The organism is Rugamonas sp., assembly GCF_025354735.1.
Taxonomy (GTDB): domain Bacteria; phylum Pseudomonadota; class Gammaproteobacteria; order Burkholderiales; family Burkholderiaceae_D; genus Rugamonas.
Map to the genome: position 1 here is coordinate 1 of NZ_JANXMI010000235.1, position 15082 is coordinate 15082.

Below are 15082 nucleotides of genomic sequence, written 5' to 3' on the forward strand. Positions count from 1 at the left end.
CAAAAAGTGCCGTCGAACCGCGCCGCCACCGCCGCCGGATCGGCGAAGCTGCGGATGGGATGGACGCTGGCCACCAGCGCGCCGGCCGCGACGGCCGCTTGCAGCTGCGCCGCCGGCAGCGCGCCGCTGCAATGGAAGACGATGGCGCCGGCCAGCGGCACGGCTTGCGCCAGCGCGGCGCAGGCCGGCGCGATCTGATCGTCGCCGACGGCCAGCAGATAGAGGTCGGCATGCCGCAGCCGCGCGTAGCCGTCGACGGCGCGGCATGGCGCCGCGGTCCGGGCCGATGTGGACGTGGGCGCGCCGGCGTTGATGAAGTGCGCGGCCTGCGCGGCCGACGCCGGCGACCGCGTCAGCACGTCCTGCACCAGCAGGCCGGCGCCGGCCTGGTCCGCGAACAGGCGGCCGAACACGCGGCCGACATGGCCGGCGCCGATGAGGTTCAGGGTCCGCATCAGAAACCCGATCCCGCTTGCCGCAAGAACGCCAGTTCCTCCGGCGTCGACACGCGGCCGAGGATGGCATTGCGGTGCGGGAAACGGCCGAAGCGTTCGATGATGACGCCGTGGCGCCGCGCGAAATCGAGCGCGCCGGCCAGGTTGCCCAGGTCCGGCGCGTCCGCCACCAGCCGCGTGAACAGGGCCACCGATAGCCGCTGCGTGGCGCCGTCCTCGGCGTGCTCGAACGGCATATAGACAAAGGCGCGCTGCTGCGGCGCCAGCGTCAGGTCGGCGCCCGAGTCGACCAGCCGGCGCGCCGTGCCCAGCGCCAGCGCATCGCCGGCGTAGGCGCGCGGCGTGCCGCGCCAGGCGTTGCGGGTGAACTGGTCGAGCAGCACGATGTGCGCCAGCGCGGCCCCGGCGCCGGCATCGGCCCAGGCCTGCAACCGGCCGGCCAGGCCATCTTCGATCATGCCTTCAAAACGCGCGCGGATCTGCGCATCGAATTGCGCGTCCTTGCGGAACCACTCGCGCCGCGCGCCGCCGTGGCCCTCGTCGCCGGCCGGCAGAAACCAGAAATCGAGCACCGCCTGCGCGTCCTCCGGCATGACGTCGGCGTCAGTTGCGCGCATGGGTCAGCGTGTAACCGTCGATGCCGTCGAACTGCGCCAGCTCGGCCGACACCTGCGACAGCGACGAGCCGCTACGCTTGCTCAGCGCGATGGCGACGAAGCGCCACTCCTGCTTGCCGCCGTCGCTGCCTATCATCAGCGAGCCGCCGGCGATGTCGTAGCCGCGCATCAGCGCCATCTTGCGCAGCGCCGCCTCCTGCGGCATATAACCCTGGCGGAAGCGCATCGTGATCGCCACCGCGTGGCGCGACGGCAGCCACGCTTCGAGCTTGTACAAGAAGATCATCGACATCGCGCACAAAAAGGCCAGGCCCATGGCCGACAGATAAAATCCCAGGCCGACCATCACGCCGATCACCGACGAGGCCCAGATCGACGCGGCCGTCGTCAGGCCGCTGATGTTGAAGCCCTCGCGCATGATGACGCCGGCGCCGAGGAAGCCGATGCCGGTGACGATGCCTTGCACGATGCGGGTCGGATCGGTGGCGGCGGCCAGGCCGCCGAGGTGCTGCGTGACCTGGCCGCCGAACCAGAATTCCGGATAGCCGCCGATCACCGTCAGCGCGCACGAGGCCATGCACACCAGGCCATAGGTGCGCATGCCGGCGGCGCGGCCGTGGTAGGAGCGTTCATAGCCGACCAACAGCCCGAGCACCAGGGCGCCCAGCAAATTGAGGAGGATGATGCCGTTGGTGGCCAGCTCGCCGGGGGACCAGTAGGAGGTCAGGGTAGCCATCGATGCGGTGTGCTTTCAGTGTGCGGTGAACGGTGGACGGTGAACGGCGGCCGGCGAACTAGGGCGTTTTTTTGGCGAGCTGCTTTTCAAACGCGACATCGAGCTTGCTGACGCGGCGCGGCGTCTGCGGTCCCAGCGCGTTGACGAAGGCGACGAAATCGTCCAGCTCCAGCGGCGCGCACAACGGCGGCTGGCCCGGCGCTTCGCTGAGGAAGAAGTGGCCGCTGCCGGTGATCGACATCGAGTAGCGCGGATTGTCGGCGCGCCGCTTGAGCCGTTCGACCGCCGACGCGGCGCGGGTCGAGCGCGCGCTCACAGCGCCTCCGTGCGGCTGTGCAGCCAGGCCAGCGCGGCGCCGGCCAGGTGCGGCTGCAGGCGCGCGCGCACCGTCGCGTGATAGTCGTTGAGCCAGCGGCGCTCGTCGTCGCGCAGCAGCGCCGGCGCGATGCAGCGGGTGTCGATCGGGCACAGGGTCAGCGTTTCGAAGCACAGGAACTGGCCGAATTCGCCGCCCTCGGCGGCGCGGTTGAGCACCAGGTTTTCTATCCGTATGCCCCACTGGCCGCTGCGGTACAGGCCAGGCTCGATCGACGTAATCATGCCGGCCTCCATCGCCGTGTGCGGCTCCGGCATGGCCGATTGCGAAATCGACTGCGGGCCTTCGTGCACGTTCAGGAAGTAGCCGACGCCGTGGCCGGTGCCGTGGCCGTAGTCCAGGCTTTCGGCCCACAGCGGCGCGCGCGCCAGCGCGTCGAGCATCGGCGAGCGGGTGCCGCGCGGGAAACGCGCCGACGACAGCGCGATGACGCCCTTGAGCACCAGCGTGAAGTCGCGCCTCTGCGCGTCCGACACGACGCCGACCGGCACCACGCGCGTGATGTCGGTGGTGCCGCCCAAATACTGGCCGCCCGAATCGATCAGCAGCAAGCCGTCGCCTTCGATCACCGCGTGCGAGGCGGCGCTGGCGCGGTAGTGCATGATGGCGCCGTTGGCGTTGAAGCCGGCGATGGTGGCGAAGCTCGGGCTGACGAAATGCGGACGGCGCGCGCGGGCCGCCGTGATCCGCGTGTCGATGTCGAGTTCCGTCAGCGGCGCGCGGCGCGGGTCGGCCAGCGTCTGTTCCAGCCACGCGAAGAATTCGCACAGCGCGGCGCCGTCCTGCTCCATGGTCTCGCGCACGTGGGCCGCATCGGGTTCGCTCTTTTTCGATTTGGCGTAGGTGGTCGGGTTGATCGCCTCGATCACGCGCACCCTGGCCGGCACCGATAGCAGCGTGCCGTGGGTGACGCGGCGCGGGTCGACCAGCAGCGCGCCGTCGGCCGGCAGCGCGGCCAGCGCGGCGCCGGCGGCCGCGTAGGGCAGCACGTCGACGCCGTCTTCGGCCAGCAGCGCGCGCAGCGCCGGCGCGATTTTGCCGTCGGCGACGAACAGCGTGGCGCGGCCAGGCTCGATCAGCGCGTGCGCCAAGAACACCGGGTTGTACTGGACGTCGGCGCCACGCAGGTTGAACAGGTAGGCGATGTCGTCGAGCGTCGAGATGAAATGGCGCGCCGCGCCCAGCTGCGCCATCGCCGTGCGCAGGTCGGCCAACTTGCCGATGCGGCTTTTCGACGCGTGCGGCGGCAGGTGCTCGACCACCGGCGCGGTCGGCAACGCGGGCCGCGTGGTCCACACTTCGGCCAGCACATCGACGTCGGTGCGCAGCGCCGCTCCCTGCGCCTCCAGCGCCTCCAGCGCCTGCGCCAGCAGCCGCGCCGTCGCCACCCCGAGCACGGCGCCGTCGACGGCCACGGTCTGGCCGGCCTTGACGTGGGCGGCCAGCCAGTCGATGTAAATGACGCTGGCGCCGGACGGGATTTTCATCAGACGGATGGCGGTGTCTTTGAGCTCGGCCTCGGCCTGGGTCCAGTAGCGGGCGTCGGTCCAGACGCCGGCGAAATCGGCGGTGACGATGAAGGTGCCGACCGAGCCGGTGAAGCCGGACAGCCACTCGCGGCCCTGCCAGTGCGCCGGCAGGTATTCGGACAGGTGCGGATCGGACGACGGCACCAGCAGCGCGTCGATCTGGTGGCGGCGCAGCGCCAGGCGCAGTTCGGTGAGCCGCGCGGCGATGGCGATTTTTTCGGGAGTGGGCATGGGCGTTGTGTAAATCGTTTATACGGTTTTGCGGGGAGCGACGGCATCGCCCCGTGGATGGGGCCTATGATACCGCGATTGCCCGGGGCGCTGCTGGGCGATTGCATTATTGCGGCCCGGCCGAACCCTTGACTTGGCGCTACCGGCGGCGGACGCCCGGATGTTGTAATGGCCTGCAGCTGTCAAGCTTGTTACCTCAAAATCCAGGCGCTATGATGATTACATCTTTCCGGCACAAAGGTCTGCGACGGTTCTTTGAATTCGGCAGTCTGGCGGGCATACAAGCAGACATGAAAATGGATATGTTTAACCCACTGCATCCCGGGGAATTTATCAGGCAAGTCTATCTCGCGCCGAACGGCGTCAGCGGCCGCGCCTGCGCGGCCAGGCTGGGAGTCGCACCCTCCACCTTGGGACGGATATTAAATGGTACGGGCGGCATCAGTCCGGCGATGGCGCAACGCCTGTCGCAGACACTGGGCCGCTCGACCGAAAGCTGGCTGGCGATGCAGAATATTTATGACGTTTGGCAGAGCAAGCAGCGTCAGCGCCGGCTGGCATAAGGGCAGCACTAACCTGCATCAAGCCCACGACTTTTGACGTGCCCGTCCGACGCATCGGGGGCTCGGCAAGATAGCGGCGCGGCGCCCGCTTACAAGCTCAGGCGGGCGCGGGCGGCGTCGTATTCGCGTTTCAGGCGCGCCACCATCTCGGCCGTGGTCGGGATGTCGTCCATCAGGCCGACGCCCTGGCCGGCGCCCCAGATGTCGCGCCAGGCCTTGGCGCTGGCCGAGCCGAAATTCATGGCGCTCTTGTCGGCCTGCGGCAGGGCGTCCGGGTCGAGGCCGGCGGCGATGATCGAGGGTTTCAGGTAGTTGCCGTGCACGCCGGTGAACAAATTCGAGTAGACGATGTCGGCCGCGGCCGAGGCGACGATGGCGTCGCGGTAGCCGTCGCTGACGTTCGATTCGCGCGTCGCCAGCCAGCGCGAGCCGATGTAGGCGAAGTCGGCGCCCATGGCCTGGGCGGCGAGCACGGCGTCGCCGGTGGCGATGGCGCCCGACAGCGCCACCGGGCCGCTGAAGAATTTGCGCACTTCGCCCACCAGCGCGAACGGCGACAGGGTGCCGGCATGGCCGCCGGCGCCGCTGGCCACCAGGATCAGGCCGTCGACGCCCGCCTCCAGCGCCTTTTCGGCGTGGCGGATCGAGATCACATCGTGCAGCACGATGCCGCCGTAGCCGTGTATGGCGTCGAGCATCTCTTTCGGCGGCGCGCGCAGCGAGGAGATGATGATGGGCACGCGGTGCCGGACGCAGACGTCGACGTCGTGCGCGAGGCGGTCATTGGACTGGTGGACGATCTGGTTGACGGCGATGGGGCCGACGCGCTGGCCCGGATGGGCGAGCTGATAATCGGCCAGTTCCGCCTGCAGCTCGGTGAGCCAGGTGTCGAGCATGGCCGCCGGGCGCGCGTTGAGCGCCGGGAAGGCGCCGACGATGCCGGCCTTGCACTGGGCCGCCACCAGCGCCGGGCCGCTGGCGATGAACAGGGGCGAGGCGATGACGGGTAGTGTGAGATTTTGCAACGCTGCTGGCAGGGCCATATCGAACTCGCTGACGTGAGGTGGAGGGGAATGACGATCGATCGATTATAAGGTGAAAATAGTACGGTCGTGCGAAATCGTCGGAAACTTAGTCGCCCCGCTCTAGTTTGCTTGAGTGCTCAAGTATTCAAGCACCCCGCCCTTCAACCATTGACCAGGTCGTCGCCGTCGATGCGGGCCGCCGTCGACCGCAGCAGCTGGCTGACGGTCCACTGCGCCAGTCGCAGCGGCGGCTGGCGCAGCAAACGCGCGTTGGTGCGCTCGAACAGCGGCAGCGACAGCAGCAGCGCCGGAACCTCGGCCAGCGCGATGCGCTGGCGCTCCAGCAGCAGGAACTTGAGCAGCACCTTGACCGCGTTCTGCGCGTTGCGCACCGGGTCGGCGCTCAGGTAGTCGAGGCGGCGCCGGGCCCGCAGCAGCGCGGCGGCCACGTCGGTGAACGGCGCGCCGTGGCCGGGGATCACCAGCCGCACGTCGAGCGTGGCGATCAGGTCCAGCGTGGCGCGCGCCTCGGCGAAACCGGATACGCCGTCGAGCTCGGGGAAGATGACGCCGAAGCCGTTTTCCCACAGCGCGTCGGCCGAGACCAGCACGCGCTCCCGCGGGCAGTAAAAAATCAACGAGTGCGGGTCGTGGCCGGGCGCGCCCAGCGCCCGCCATTCCATGCCGGCCAGCGCCAGCACGTCGCCGGGCGCGACGGTGGCGTCGAAGCCGAAGCGCGCGCACTGCTGGCCGGTGGCCTCGAAGCTGAGGGCGGCCACGTCCCAGTCGCGCACCTTGGCCGCCTCGGCCGCCGGGATGGCCGTGTGGCAACCGTAGCGCGCCTGCAAGGCCGCGTTGCCGCCGCAGTGGTCGGAATGCAGGTGGGTGTTGAGCAGGCGGTCCAGCGGCCGCCCGGCCAGCGCGTGCTCCACCAGCGCCAGCGTCTGCGGCGCGTGGGTCAGATAGCCGCTGTCGATCAGCACGGTCTCCTCCCGGCCCAGCAACAGCAGATTGTTCGACGACAGCCAGCCGCGCTCGAACACTTGCATGGTGGCGGGCAGGCCGTTCATGACTTAATCGAAATCGATGGTCTGTTCGCGCAGGCGCAGCTCGGCCCAGACGCCGCGCTTGTAGTCGTCGTCGGACTTGGACCAGGCGATGATCTCGGCGATGGTGCGCATGCAGCCCATGCAATAGCGGCGTTCGGCGTCCATCTTGCACAGGCTGACGCAGGGCGACGGCACGGGCGTGGCCAGTTCGGGGGCGGTGGACGACGGTTCGATATTCATGGCCATGCTAGGGATGCGTGCTCGCGGTGCGGATAATGCGCCCATTATGCCGTGTATCGGCGGCCCGGGAGGGACGGCGCCGGTCAGGACCGCGTCAGATCCGCGCGATAAGCTCGTCGCGTGCGTGTGCCAGCGTACGCTCGGCGCCCCGTCGCGCTTGACTTTCCGCTCGCAAAGCGCATAATACCATCCATATAGATGGCGAATAGATGCCATACAGAGCCTGACGGAGACATATGGCCAAGCAAGAACTGAAATTAAAAACCAGCGAATCGGAAAAAATCACGATCAATCTGGGACCGATCGACTTGGGACAGATCGATTTGCTGGTGCAGGAAGGGTTTTATTCCAACCGCACCGACCTGATACGGACCGCCATCCGCAACCAGCTGAACTCGCACGCCGACGTCGTCAAGCAAACGGTGGCGCGCAAAAGCCTGGTGCTGGGCATGCAGCATTACTCGCGTGCCGACCTGGAGGCGATGCAGGCGGCCGGCCAGCGCCTGCAAATCCAGGTGCTGGGATTGGCCAGCATCGCCAGCGACGTCTCGGTGGAGCTGGCGCTGGCGACGATCGAATCGATTTTCGTACTCGGCGCGCTGCACGCTAGCGCCGTCGTCAAAGCCGCCCTCGCCGGGCGAATACATTAACTGAGCGCATGGGTGGTCATCCTCGCATGCGCAGCACCCACGAAGGATGTCCATGAAACTCAATCACCTGTTGTTCGACCAGATGCGCGACCTGCTCGGCAAGGGCCCGACGGCCGCGACGGCCGCCATCCAGCGCGCGCTGAGCGGCATGCACCCGCCGCGTGCGACGGCGCCAACGCCCGCTCCGGCGGCATCGGCCACGACGGCCGCGCCGACCATGCGCGACATCAATCCGCCGCCAGCAGCGGCGCCAAACGCGGCCCCGGCCCGCCGCGCGATGGACAGCGACGCGCCGCAAGCCAAGGCACACGCCGAGCCGGCGCCCGACGCAGCGCCGGGCTTCGACTTCGGCGGCGATCTCAATGGCGGTCTCAGTGGCAACCCCGCGCAGATGGCGCAGGACCTGATGGCGCGCATGGGCATCACGCCCGAGCTGCAGGCGAATATGGCCGCCAACCTGCAATCGAACCTGAAGAATTTCGAGCTGAAAAATTTCGACCTGAAAAATTTCGAGATGCCCGGTTTCGATTTTTCCAGTCTCGATCGCAGCTCGGTGGGCACGCCGGCCGCGCCGGACCTGCCGCCGAACGCGCAATTCATCAGCGGTGTCTATCGCAACCACGCCGGCACCCGCAACTACAAGCTGTACATCCCCAGCGGCTATCACGGCCAGGCCATGCCGCTGCTGGTGATGCTGCACGGCTGTACCCAGGATCCGGATGATTTCGCCGCCGGCACGCAGATGAACGCGGTGGCCGAGGAGCAGCAATGCTTCGTCGTCTATCCGGAGCAGGGTAAGAACGCCAACAGCTCCAAGTGCTGGAACTGGTTCAACGCCATCGACCAGCAGCGCGGCCAGGGCGAGCCGTCGCTGATCGCCGGCATCGCGCAGCAGGTCATCGACGATTATCCGGTCAATGAACGCCAGGTGTACGTGGCCGGCCTGTCGGCCGGCGGCGCGATGGCGGTGATCGTCGGCACGCTGTATCCCGACGTGTTCGCGGCCGTCGGCGTCCATTCGGGCTTGCCGTACGCGTCGGCCCAGGATCTGCCGTCGGCGCTGATGGCGATGAAGCGCGGCGCCGGCCCGGTGCCGCAGGCGCCGCACAGCAAGGGTGGCCTGCCCATCATCGTGTTCCACGGCGACCGCGATACCACGGTCCATCCGCGCAACGGCGAAGACGTGATGGAACAGGGACTGAGCGGCGCCGGCGCGCAGGCGGCGCCGTCGGTGCAGTCGGACGCGGTGCCGAACGGCCACCGCTACACCCAGACCACGCACCGTGGCACCGACGGCGCGCCGCTGGCCGAGCACTGGCTGATCCACGGCGCCGGACACGCATGGTCGGGCGGCAGCGCGCGCGGCAGCTACACCGACGACAAGGGGCCCGACGCCAGCCGCGAGATGATGCGCTTCTTTAAAACGGTGAGCTGAGACGGCGCCTCCTTGGACGCCGCCTCCTTGGACGCTAGCCCGGCCCCGGCCCCGCCACCGCCGGCTGCGTGAACAGCTCGACTTTTGCGCGCTTCTTTTCCATATCGTGGTCGCTGTCGGCGTAGGTTTTGGCGATGGCGATAAACTCGGCCTGCAACGCTAAAAACGCGTCGACCATGTCGGGATCGAAGTGCTGGCCACGGCCCTCGGCGATGATGGCGACGGCCGCTTCGTGCGACATGCCTTCCTTGTAGACGCGGCGGCTGATGAGCGCATCATAGACGTCGGCCACCGCCATCAGGCGCGCCGAAATCGGAATGGCGTCGCCGGACAATCCCAGCGGATAGCCGCTGCCGTCCCACTTCTCCTGGTGTCCGTAGGCGATCTCCTTGGCGTACTTGAGGAAGTCGACCGTGACCCCCAGCTCGCGCTCGGCCGCCTCGATGGCGTCGCGGCCCAGCGTCGTATGGGTCTTCATGATTTCCATTTCATGGGACTCGAAGCGGCCCGGCTTGAGCAGGATGCGGTCCGGGATGCCGACCTTGCCGATGTCGTGCAGCGGCGCGGACTTGAACAGCAGCTCGATATTCTTGTCGGTCAAAAATGCGCTGAAGCGCGGGTGGCCGCGCAGCTTTTCGGCCAGCGTCTTGACGTAGTGCGCGGTGCGGCGGATATGGTTGCCCGTTTCGCTGTCGCGCGTCTCGGCCAGCGACGCCATGGTGTGGATCGTCACGTCCTGCAAGGCGACGACTTCGCGCGTGCGCAGTTCCACTTCGGTTTCCAGGAAGTGGTTCTGGTCGCGCAGGAAGTCGTGCACGCGCTTCATCGACAGCTGGGTCTTGATCCGCGCCAGCACGATGGGCGCGGAGATCGGCTTGGTGATGTAGTCGGCCGCGCCCAGGCCCAGGCCGAGCTGCTCGTCGACGGTCTCGCTCATGGCCGTCACGAAGATGACGGGTATGTCGCGCGTGGCCGCATGGGCCTTGAGTTCCTTGCAGACGTCGTAGCCGCTCATGCCCGGCATCATGATGTCGAGCAGGATCAGGTCCGGCTTGACGTCGCCGTTGGCGATCTTCAGCGCGCGCTCGCCGTTGACGGCGATCTTGGTGCGGTAGTCCTGCTCCAGCACGGCGCACAGCAGGTCGATATTATCGGGCGTGTCGTCGACCACCAAAATGGTCGGCTTGATGCGGGGCTGGTTCATGGCGGCTCCTGATGATGCGGGTTTTTAGAAATCTCTGTGATGGCGCGCGGCGTCAGGCCGGTTCCGGTCTGTCTTGTCCGGACAGGTCGATGCGCAGCGCGCGGGCGGCTTCCCGCAGCTGCGCCAGCGCGTCCTCGAAATCATACTGCGCCAGCTCGCGCCTGAGCTGGCGCGCGTGCTCGCCCTGCCCGGCCGCGATCAACCGCGGCGACACGCTGTCGAGCAAGCGCACGGCGGCGCCGTCGTCCTGCGCCAGCAGGCGCGCCAGCTCGCGCAGGTCGGCCGCCAGCGCGGCCATGTCCACCGGCTGCGCGGGCCCGGCGTCGGCCGCCGTCGCGCCGGCCGCGCGCTCCGTCATCGCCATCGCGATGCAGGCCACCAGCGCGCCCAGTTCCTGCGCCATCGCCGCCAGCGCGTCGTCCAGTCCTTCGACGACGCCGTGCAGCAGCATCTGTTCCAGCCGCGCCGCGCTGTCGGCCATGCCGCCGGCGCCGATGTTACCCGCCAGTCCCTTGACGGTGTGGGCCTCGCGCGTGGCGGCCGCCAGGTCGTTGTTGTCGATGGCGGCGGCGATGCGGTCCATGACGTCGATCTGGGTTTCGACGAAGCGGTTGAGCAGCTTGCGCATCAAGCCGACGTTGCCGCCGATGCGTTGCAGGGCCGCCTCCATTTTCAGGCCCGGAATCACGGGCAGGGTTTCCTGCGGCTGCGGCGCGGTGGCCACCGGCTCCTGCGGGTGGCTCACCTTGACCCAGCGCGCCAGCGTCGTGAACAGCTGCGCCACGTCGATCGGCTTGGCGATGAAATCGTTCATGCCGGCGGCCAGGCATTTTTCCTTGTCGCCGACCATGGCGTTGGCCGTCATGGCGATCACCGGCAGCGCCGCGTGGCGCGGGTCTTCGCGCAGCTTGCGGGTGGCGTCGTAGCCGTCCATGACGGGCATCTGGCAGTCCATCAGCACGCCGTCGTAATCGGCCACCGCGATTTTGGCCAGCGCCATGGCGCCGTTGCTGGCGATGTCGACGCGCACGCCGGCGTCGTGCAGGATCTGCTGCGCCACCTCCTGATTGACTTCATTGTCCTCGACCAGCAGCAGATAGGCGCCGCGCACTGCCTGTTCGGCGCTGTGGTAGTCGGCCTGGCGCTGCACCTTGCGGCAGCGCGCCAGGTCCTTGCCGAACACGGTCGATATCGAGTCGAGCAGCGTCGACGAGCTGACCGGCTTATTGAGCATGCCGTCCACTTGCAGGTCGCGGATGTCGTCGAGCAGCGCGTCGCGGTTGTAGGCGGTGACCATGATGAAGGCCGGCAGCGCGGCCGCCTCGCCGGCCGGATCGGCGGCGGCGGCGGCGGCTTCCGCGCGGATGGCGCGGATCGCCTCGACGCCGCTCATGCCCGGCATCTGCCAGTCCATCAGCACCACGTTGAAGGGCCGCCGCTGCGCGCGGGCCTGGGCGATCAGCTCCACGGCCTGCGGGCCGCCGTTGGCGCAGGCGGCGTCGAACTGCATCGAGTGCAGCATGTCGATGAAGATTTCGCGCGCGCTGGCGTTGTCGTCGACGACCAGCACGCGCAGGCCGGAGACGTCCGGCGCCGGCAGCATCTCCGGCGCGGCGGCGACGCCGAAGCTGGCGCTGAAATAGAAGTCGCTGCCGACGCCAGGCTCGCTGTCAAGTTCGATGGTCCCGCCCATCATCTCGACCAGGCGCTGGCTGATGGTCAGACCGAGGCCGGTGCCGCCGTGGTGGCGCGTGGTCGAGGTGTCGGCCTGCGAGAAGGCCTGGAACAGGCGCGCGCGCTGCGCCGGCGTGAGGCCGACGCCGGTGTCGCGCACGCCGACGCGCAGCCGCACCGTGTCGGCCGCGCGTTCCTGGACCCGGATGCTGACGATGATTTCGCCGTGCTCCGTGAACTTGACGGCGTTGTTGGTCAGGTTGATGAGCACCTGGGCCAGGCGCAGCGGGTCGCCCACCAGCACCATCGGCACGTCGGCGCCGACGTCGAACAGCAGCTCGAGGCCCTTGTCCTGGGCCCGCATGACGGCCAGGTCGGCGATCCGCGCCATCACGTCGTCCAGATAAAAATCGACCTGCTCGAAGGCCAGCTTGCCCGCCTCGATCTTGGAAAAATCGAGGATGTCGTTGATGATGCCGAGCAGGTTCTTGGCCGCCCCTTCGACCTTTTCCAGGTAATTGCGCTGCTTGGGCGTCAGGTCGGTCTGCAACGCCAGATGGGTCATGCCGATGATGCCGTTCATCGGCGTGCGGATTTCGTGCGACATATTGGCCAGGAAGTCCGACTTGGCCTTGGTCGCGTCCTCGGCCACCATGACGGCCTGGCGCAGCTGCTGTTCGGCGGCCAGGCTGATGGTCATCTGCTTGAGGGCGCCGAGCAGCTGGCCCGTTTCATCCTTCGACGTCACCTCGATGACGGAACCGAGGTCGCCGTCGCCGACGCGGGTGGCGATGGCGATGGCTTCGACCAGCGGCCGCGTGATCGAGCGCGCCGAATACATGAAGACGATCCCGAACAGCAGCGCCGCCACGCCCATCGTCACCATCTGCATCAGCGAGTGGTCGATGTCCTGGCGCGCCAGCGCGGCGCTGGACATGACCTGGGTTTTTTGCAGCTCGTCGAGGGCGCGGATCTGGGTCAGCAGATTATTCAGCGCCGGCAGCGCCAGCGTGTTCATTTTCTCCTCGGCGCCGGCGCGCTCGCCCGCCTCCACCAGGTCGGCGACGGCGATGAAGGTGTCGTAGTAGGCGGCGCGGGCGCGCTTGACGGTGTCGATCCGGGCCCGCGCTTCGGGCGTGGCGTCGAGCGCGGCCAGCCGCTCTAGCTGGCCGTCGATGCTGCGCTTGATGGTGTCGATGCGCGCGTAGGTGGCGACGCGGTCGATCTGTTTGCCCTCGATGATGAGGGTCAGCACGCGGGTGGCGGCGTCGCGCGATTCGCTGTCGATGCGGTTGATGGCCGAGGAGGCGGCCCAGTCCTGGTCCAGTATGTGGTCGCTCTCGGCGCGGATGGCGTAGATGCGGTCGACGCCGACGCCGATCGCGCCCAGCATCAGCGCGATCAGGATGACATAGCCGATGCCGACCCGCAGGCCGATACGCATATCGCTAAAACGCATGGTGCTCCTTGGTGCGTAATGTGGGTGGGGTGGGTGGGGTGGGTGGGGTGGGTGGGTCGGAACGGGGACGGCGCGATGTCCGGCTACACGGCATCCATGATGCCATCAATCCGCGGCGCCGCGCCGCTGTTCGGCGGCGGCGATGTGCGCGGCCAGGCAGGACGCGCACCAGCAGGCGCCGCCCGGCTCCGACGGCAGCGCGACGGCGGCCGGCAGATAGGTGCACCAGCAGCGCGGCCCCGGATCGGCGGCGGCGGTCGTGGTGGTGGCCGTATCATCAACATTGCCGGCCATGGCCGCGCCGGCCCGCTCGCCGGCCACCATGGCGCAGCTGAAGGCGGCGCCGCAGCGCGCGCATAAACTCATGGCGGTGTCGGGGCGGCCGGCGGCAGCGTCGGCGCGGCGGCCGCGTCATAATCGGGCGGCGGCATGGTGCGCATGGCGCGCCGCAGCAGCGACATCTGGCCATTGAAGCGGGTGCAGGCGCCGCACACCATCAGGTGCAGGCGCATGCGGGTGCGCTCGACCAGCGACAACTCGCGGTCCAGCCCTTCCGACACCAGGCGGTGCACTTCGCGGCAAGTGGGTTTGAGGCCAATTTTATGTGGTTCCATAATCGCAGACAGTGGTTGGTGCGGTCACGAAGTCTGGCAATGGCCAAACCAGTTCAAGTCCAGGCATTCGCGCAGGCGCATGCGGGCCCGGTACAAGAGCACCCAGGCATTAGACGTGGTGATCGCCAATTCCTTACAAATTTCGTCGGTTTCCAGTTCCAGCCACTCGCGCATCATGAAAATGCGCGCCGTCTTGGCCGGCAGCTTTTCGAGGCACACTTCGAGCACGCGGAAAAAATCCTTCTGCTCCAGCGTCTGATCGGGGTCGCCCCAGGCCAGCGGCTTGTCGCGGGTGTGGCCGTCGGCCACGAACAGGGCGTCGATGGCGTCGTCCTCGGACTGGTCGTCGCAGGTTTCGATCTGGCGCTCGCGGGTGGTGGCGCGCAGGTTGTCGATGATCTTGAACTTCAAAATCCCCGTCACATAGGTGCGCAGCGTGGACTGGCCGGCGTAGCGCTCGGGCTTTTCCAGCACCGCGATCAGGGCGTCCTGCACCGCGTCTTCGGCCAGCGCTTGATTCCGAAGTTGCAATACTGCGAAACGGACAAGCAGCGGCCGCATCGTCTCCAATTGGCGATACAGGGACTCGGTGGCGGAGGAGGAGAGGGTCATAGCGGCCTAGCCTAGCGGATCATCTCGGAAATTACAACCGGATAGCCCTATAATGACGACTTGCCGCCGCTCCAGGCTGTAAAATCGCTGAAATATTTTTACCGGACTCGCCATGACCCAACTGACTGACCTGAACCTAGGCATGACTGATGACCTGACCGCGGTGGCGCCGCAGATCAAGGCTCAGATTCTGGCCGAGGCGCTGCCTTATATCCGCAATTTCCATGGCAAAACCATCGTCATCAAATACGGCGGCAACGCGATGACGGACGAACGCCTCAAGCACGGCTTCGCGCGCGACGTCATCCTGCTGAAACTCGTCGGCATGAATCCGGTCGTGGTGCACGGCGGCGGCCCGCAGATCGACAACGCGCTGAAAAAAATCGGCAAGCAGGGCACCTTCGTGCAGGGCATGCGCATCACCGACGAAGAGACCATGGAAGTGGTCGAATGGGTGCTGGGCGGCGAGGTGCAGCAGGATATCGTGATGCTGATTAATCACTACGGCGGCCAGGCCGTGGGCCTGACCGGCAAGGACGGCGGCTTGATCCGCGCCAAAAAAATGGCCATGCCGGACAAGGAAAACCCGGGCCAGTTCCTCGACATCGGCTTC

General features: G+C 67.4%; 16 protein-coding genes and 1 pseudogene. 4 read left to right on the forward strand and 13 right to left on the reverse strand.

The genetic code is table 11. The features are described 5' to 3' along the window. The 5 genes and pseudogenes from Q0S71_RS19230 to Q0S71_RS19250 form a co-directional block, all read right to left on the reverse strand. Positions 1 to 455: pseudogene (locus Q0S71_RS19230) on the reverse strand (DUF2520 domain-containing protein); the annotation flags it as partial. Next, on the reverse strand, positions 455 to 1072 hold the full coding sequence (locus tag Q0S71_RS19235; RefSeq protein WP_295999477.1) for a DUF924 family protein: 618 nt from the start codon (positions 1070 to 1072) through the stop codon (positions 455 to 457). The pseudogene Q0S71_RS19230 and the gene Q0S71_RS19235, both read right to left, overlap by 1 nt. Continuing rightward, complete coding sequence (locus Q0S71_RS19240) at positions 1059 to 1808, reverse strand: MgtC/SapB family protein (RefSeq protein ID WP_295999480.1); 750 nt, start codon at positions 1806 to 1808, stop codon at positions 1059 to 1061. Before Q0S71_RS19240 ends, Q0S71_RS19235 begins: the two co-directional genes overlap by 14 nt. 58 nt (positions 1809 to 1866) lie before the next feature. Further along, on the reverse strand, positions 1867 to 2124 hold the full coding sequence (locus Q0S71_RS19245; protein ID WP_295999481.1) for a hypothetical protein: 258 nt from the start codon (positions 2122 to 2124) through the stop codon (positions 1867 to 1869). Then, positions 2121 to 3944 carry an aminopeptidase P family protein gene (locus Q0S71_RS19250; protein WP_295999483.1) on the reverse strand — a complete coding sequence of 608 codons (1824 nt, stop codon included), beginning with the start codon at positions 3942 to 3944 and terminating at the stop codon, positions 2121 to 2123. The genes Q0S71_RS19245 and Q0S71_RS19250 overlap by 4 nt, the downstream gene beginning before the upstream one ends. A 215-nt stretch (positions 3945 to 4159) precedes the next feature. Between Q0S71_RS19250 and Q0S71_RS19255 the strand changes: the two genes are divergently transcribed. Continuing rightward, positions 4160 to 4507: a HigA family addiction module antitoxin gene (locus Q0S71_RS19255; RefSeq protein WP_295999486.1), complete on the forward strand. Its 348-nt coding sequence runs from the start codon at positions 4160 to 4162 to the stop codon at positions 4505 to 4507. A gap of 89 nt (positions 4508 to 4596) precedes the next feature. On the opposite strand, the gene Q0S71_RS19260 is transcribed toward Q0S71_RS19255, so the two are convergent. From Q0S71_RS19260 to Q0S71_RS19270, 3 genes are all read right to left on the reverse strand, one after another. Then, positions 4597 to 5550 carry a nitronate monooxygenase family protein gene (locus Q0S71_RS19260; RefSeq protein ID WP_295999487.1) on the reverse strand — a complete coding sequence of 318 codons (954 nt, stop codon included), beginning with the start codon at positions 5548 to 5550 and terminating at the stop codon, positions 4597 to 4599. Positions 5551 to 5693: 143 nt separating this feature from the next. Then, complete coding sequence (locus Q0S71_RS19265; RefSeq protein ID WP_295999489.1) at positions 5694 to 6602, reverse strand: MBL fold metallo-hydrolase; 909 nt, start codon at positions 6600 to 6602, stop codon at positions 5694 to 5696. Between the two features lie 3 nt (positions 6603 to 6605). After that, positions 6606 to 6827 carry a DUF1289 domain-containing protein gene (locus Q0S71_RS19270; RefSeq protein WP_295999491.1) on the reverse strand — a complete coding sequence of 74 codons (222 nt, stop codon included), beginning with the start codon at positions 6825 to 6827 and terminating at the stop codon, positions 6606 to 6608. A 230-nt stretch (positions 6828 to 7057) separates the two neighbouring features. On the opposite strand from Q0S71_RS19270, the gene Q0S71_RS19275 reads away from it, so the two are divergent. Both Q0S71_RS19275 and Q0S71_RS19280 read left to right on the forward strand, forming a co-directional pair. After that, positions 7058 to 7471 carry a CopG family transcriptional regulator gene (locus Q0S71_RS19275; protein ID WP_295999493.1) on the forward strand — a complete coding sequence of 138 codons (414 nt, stop codon included), beginning with the start codon at positions 7058 to 7060 and terminating at the stop codon, positions 7469 to 7471. 52 nt (positions 7472 to 7523) lie between these two features. Next, positions 7524 to 8906 (forward strand): PHB depolymerase family esterase, encoded by a 1383-nt coding sequence (locus Q0S71_RS19280; protein ID WP_295999495.1) that lies wholly within the window; start codon positions 7524 to 7526, stop codon positions 8904 to 8906. A gap of 34 nt (positions 8907 to 8940) precedes the next feature. On the opposite strand, the gene Q0S71_RS19285 is transcribed toward Q0S71_RS19280, so the two are convergent. The 5 genes from Q0S71_RS19285 to Q0S71_RS19305 all read right to left on the reverse strand — a co-directional run bounded on the left by Q0S71_RS19285 (position 8941) and on the right by Q0S71_RS19305 (position 14469). Beyond that, the gene (locus tag Q0S71_RS19285) at positions 8941 to 10110 is read right to left on the reverse strand and encodes a two-component system response regulator (RefSeq protein WP_295999496.1); all 1170 of its coding nucleotides are present in this window, start codon (positions 10108 to 10110) and stop codon (positions 8941 to 8943) included. Between the two features lie 52 nt (positions 10111 to 10162). Beyond that, positions 10163 to 13243 carry a response regulator gene (locus Q0S71_RS19290; RefSeq protein ID WP_295999498.1) on the reverse strand — a complete coding sequence of 1027 codons (3081 nt, stop codon included), beginning with the start codon at positions 13241 to 13243 and terminating at the stop codon, positions 10163 to 10165. A gap of 105 nt (positions 13244 to 13348) precedes the next feature. Beyond that, positions 13349 to 13609, reverse strand: a complete 261-nt coding sequence (locus tag Q0S71_RS19295; protein ID WP_295999501.1) for a hypothetical protein — start codon at positions 13607 to 13609, stop codon at positions 13349 to 13351. Continuing rightward, a complete protein-coding gene (locus Q0S71_RS19300) occupies positions 13606 to 13857 on the reverse strand; it encodes a zf-HC2 domain-containing protein (protein WP_295999503.1) in 252 nt (83 codons plus the stop codon). Before Q0S71_RS19300 ends, Q0S71_RS19295 begins: the two co-directional genes overlap by 4 nt. Before the next feature lie 24 nt (positions 13858 to 13881). Beyond that, positions 13882 to 14469 carry a sigma-70 family RNA polymerase sigma factor gene (locus tag Q0S71_RS19305; RefSeq protein WP_295999505.1) on the reverse strand — a complete coding sequence of 196 codons (588 nt, stop codon included), beginning with the start codon at positions 14467 to 14469 and terminating at the stop codon, positions 13882 to 13884. A 142-nt stretch (positions 14470 to 14611) separates the two neighbouring features. Here Q0S71_RS19305 and argB point away from each other — a divergent pair. Continuing rightward, on the forward strand, positions 14612 to 15082 hold a 471-nt coding region (argB, locus tag Q0S71_RS19310; RefSeq protein WP_295999507.1), incomplete at its 3' end, for an acetylglutamate kinase.

Excerpts from the sequence above, each read along its gene's own strand:
- Q0S71_RS19255 (WP_295999486.1), top strand. The coding sequence starts at position 4,160 with ATGATTACATCTTTCCGGCACAAAGGTCTGCGACGGTTCTTTGAATTC.
- Q0S71_RS19240 (WP_295999480.1), bottom strand. The coding sequence starts at position 1,808 with ATGGCTACCCTGACCTCCTACTGGTCCCCCGGCGAGCTGGCCACCAAC.
- Q0S71_RS19290 (WP_295999498.1), bottom strand. The coding sequence starts at position 13,243 with ATGCGTTTTAGCGATATGCGTATCGGCCTGCGGGTCGGCATCGGCTAT.
- Q0S71_RS19305 (WP_295999505.1), bottom strand. The coding sequence starts at position 14,469 with ATGACCCTCTCCTCCTCCGCCACCGAGTCCCTGTATCGCCAATTGGAG.
- Q0S71_RS19250 (WP_295999483.1), bottom strand. The coding sequence starts at position 3,944 with ATGCCCACTCCCGAAAAAATCGCCATCGCCGCGCGGCTCACCGAACTG.
- Q0S71_RS19300 (WP_295999503.1), bottom strand. The coding sequence starts at position 13,857 with ATGGAACCACATAAAATTGGCCTCAAACCCACTTGCCGCGAAGTGCAC.
- Q0S71_RS19280 (WP_295999495.1), top strand. The coding sequence starts at position 7,524 with ATGAAACTCAATCACCTGTTGTTCGACCAGATGCGCGACCTGCTCGGC.
- Q0S71_RS19285 (WP_295999496.1), bottom strand. The coding sequence starts at position 10,110 with ATGAACCAGCCCCGCATCAAGCCGACCATTTTGGTGGTCGACGACACG.
- Q0S71_RS19265 (WP_295999489.1), bottom strand. The coding sequence starts at position 6,602 with ATGAACGGCCTGCCCGCCACCATGCAAGTGTTCGAGCGCGGCTGGCTG.
- Q0S71_RS19275 (WP_295999493.1), top strand. The coding sequence starts at position 7,058 with ATGGCCAAGCAAGAACTGAAATTAAAAACCAGCGAATCGGAAAAAATC.
- Q0S71_RS19270 (WP_295999491.1), bottom strand. The coding sequence starts at position 6,827 with ATGGCCATGAATATCGAACCGTCGTCCACCGCCCCCGAACTGGCCACG.
- Q0S71_RS19260 (WP_295999487.1), bottom strand. The coding sequence starts at position 5,550 with ATGGCCCTGCCAGCAGCGTTGCAAAATCTCACACTACCCGTCATCGCC.
- Q0S71_RS19295 (WP_295999501.1), bottom strand. The coding sequence starts at position 13,609 with ATGAGTTTATGCGCGCGCTGCGGCGCCGCCTTCAGCTGCGCCATGGTG.
- Q0S71_RS19235 (WP_295999477.1), bottom strand. The coding sequence starts at position 1,072 with ATGCGCGCAACTGACGCCGACGTCATGCCGGAGGACGCGCAGGCGGTG.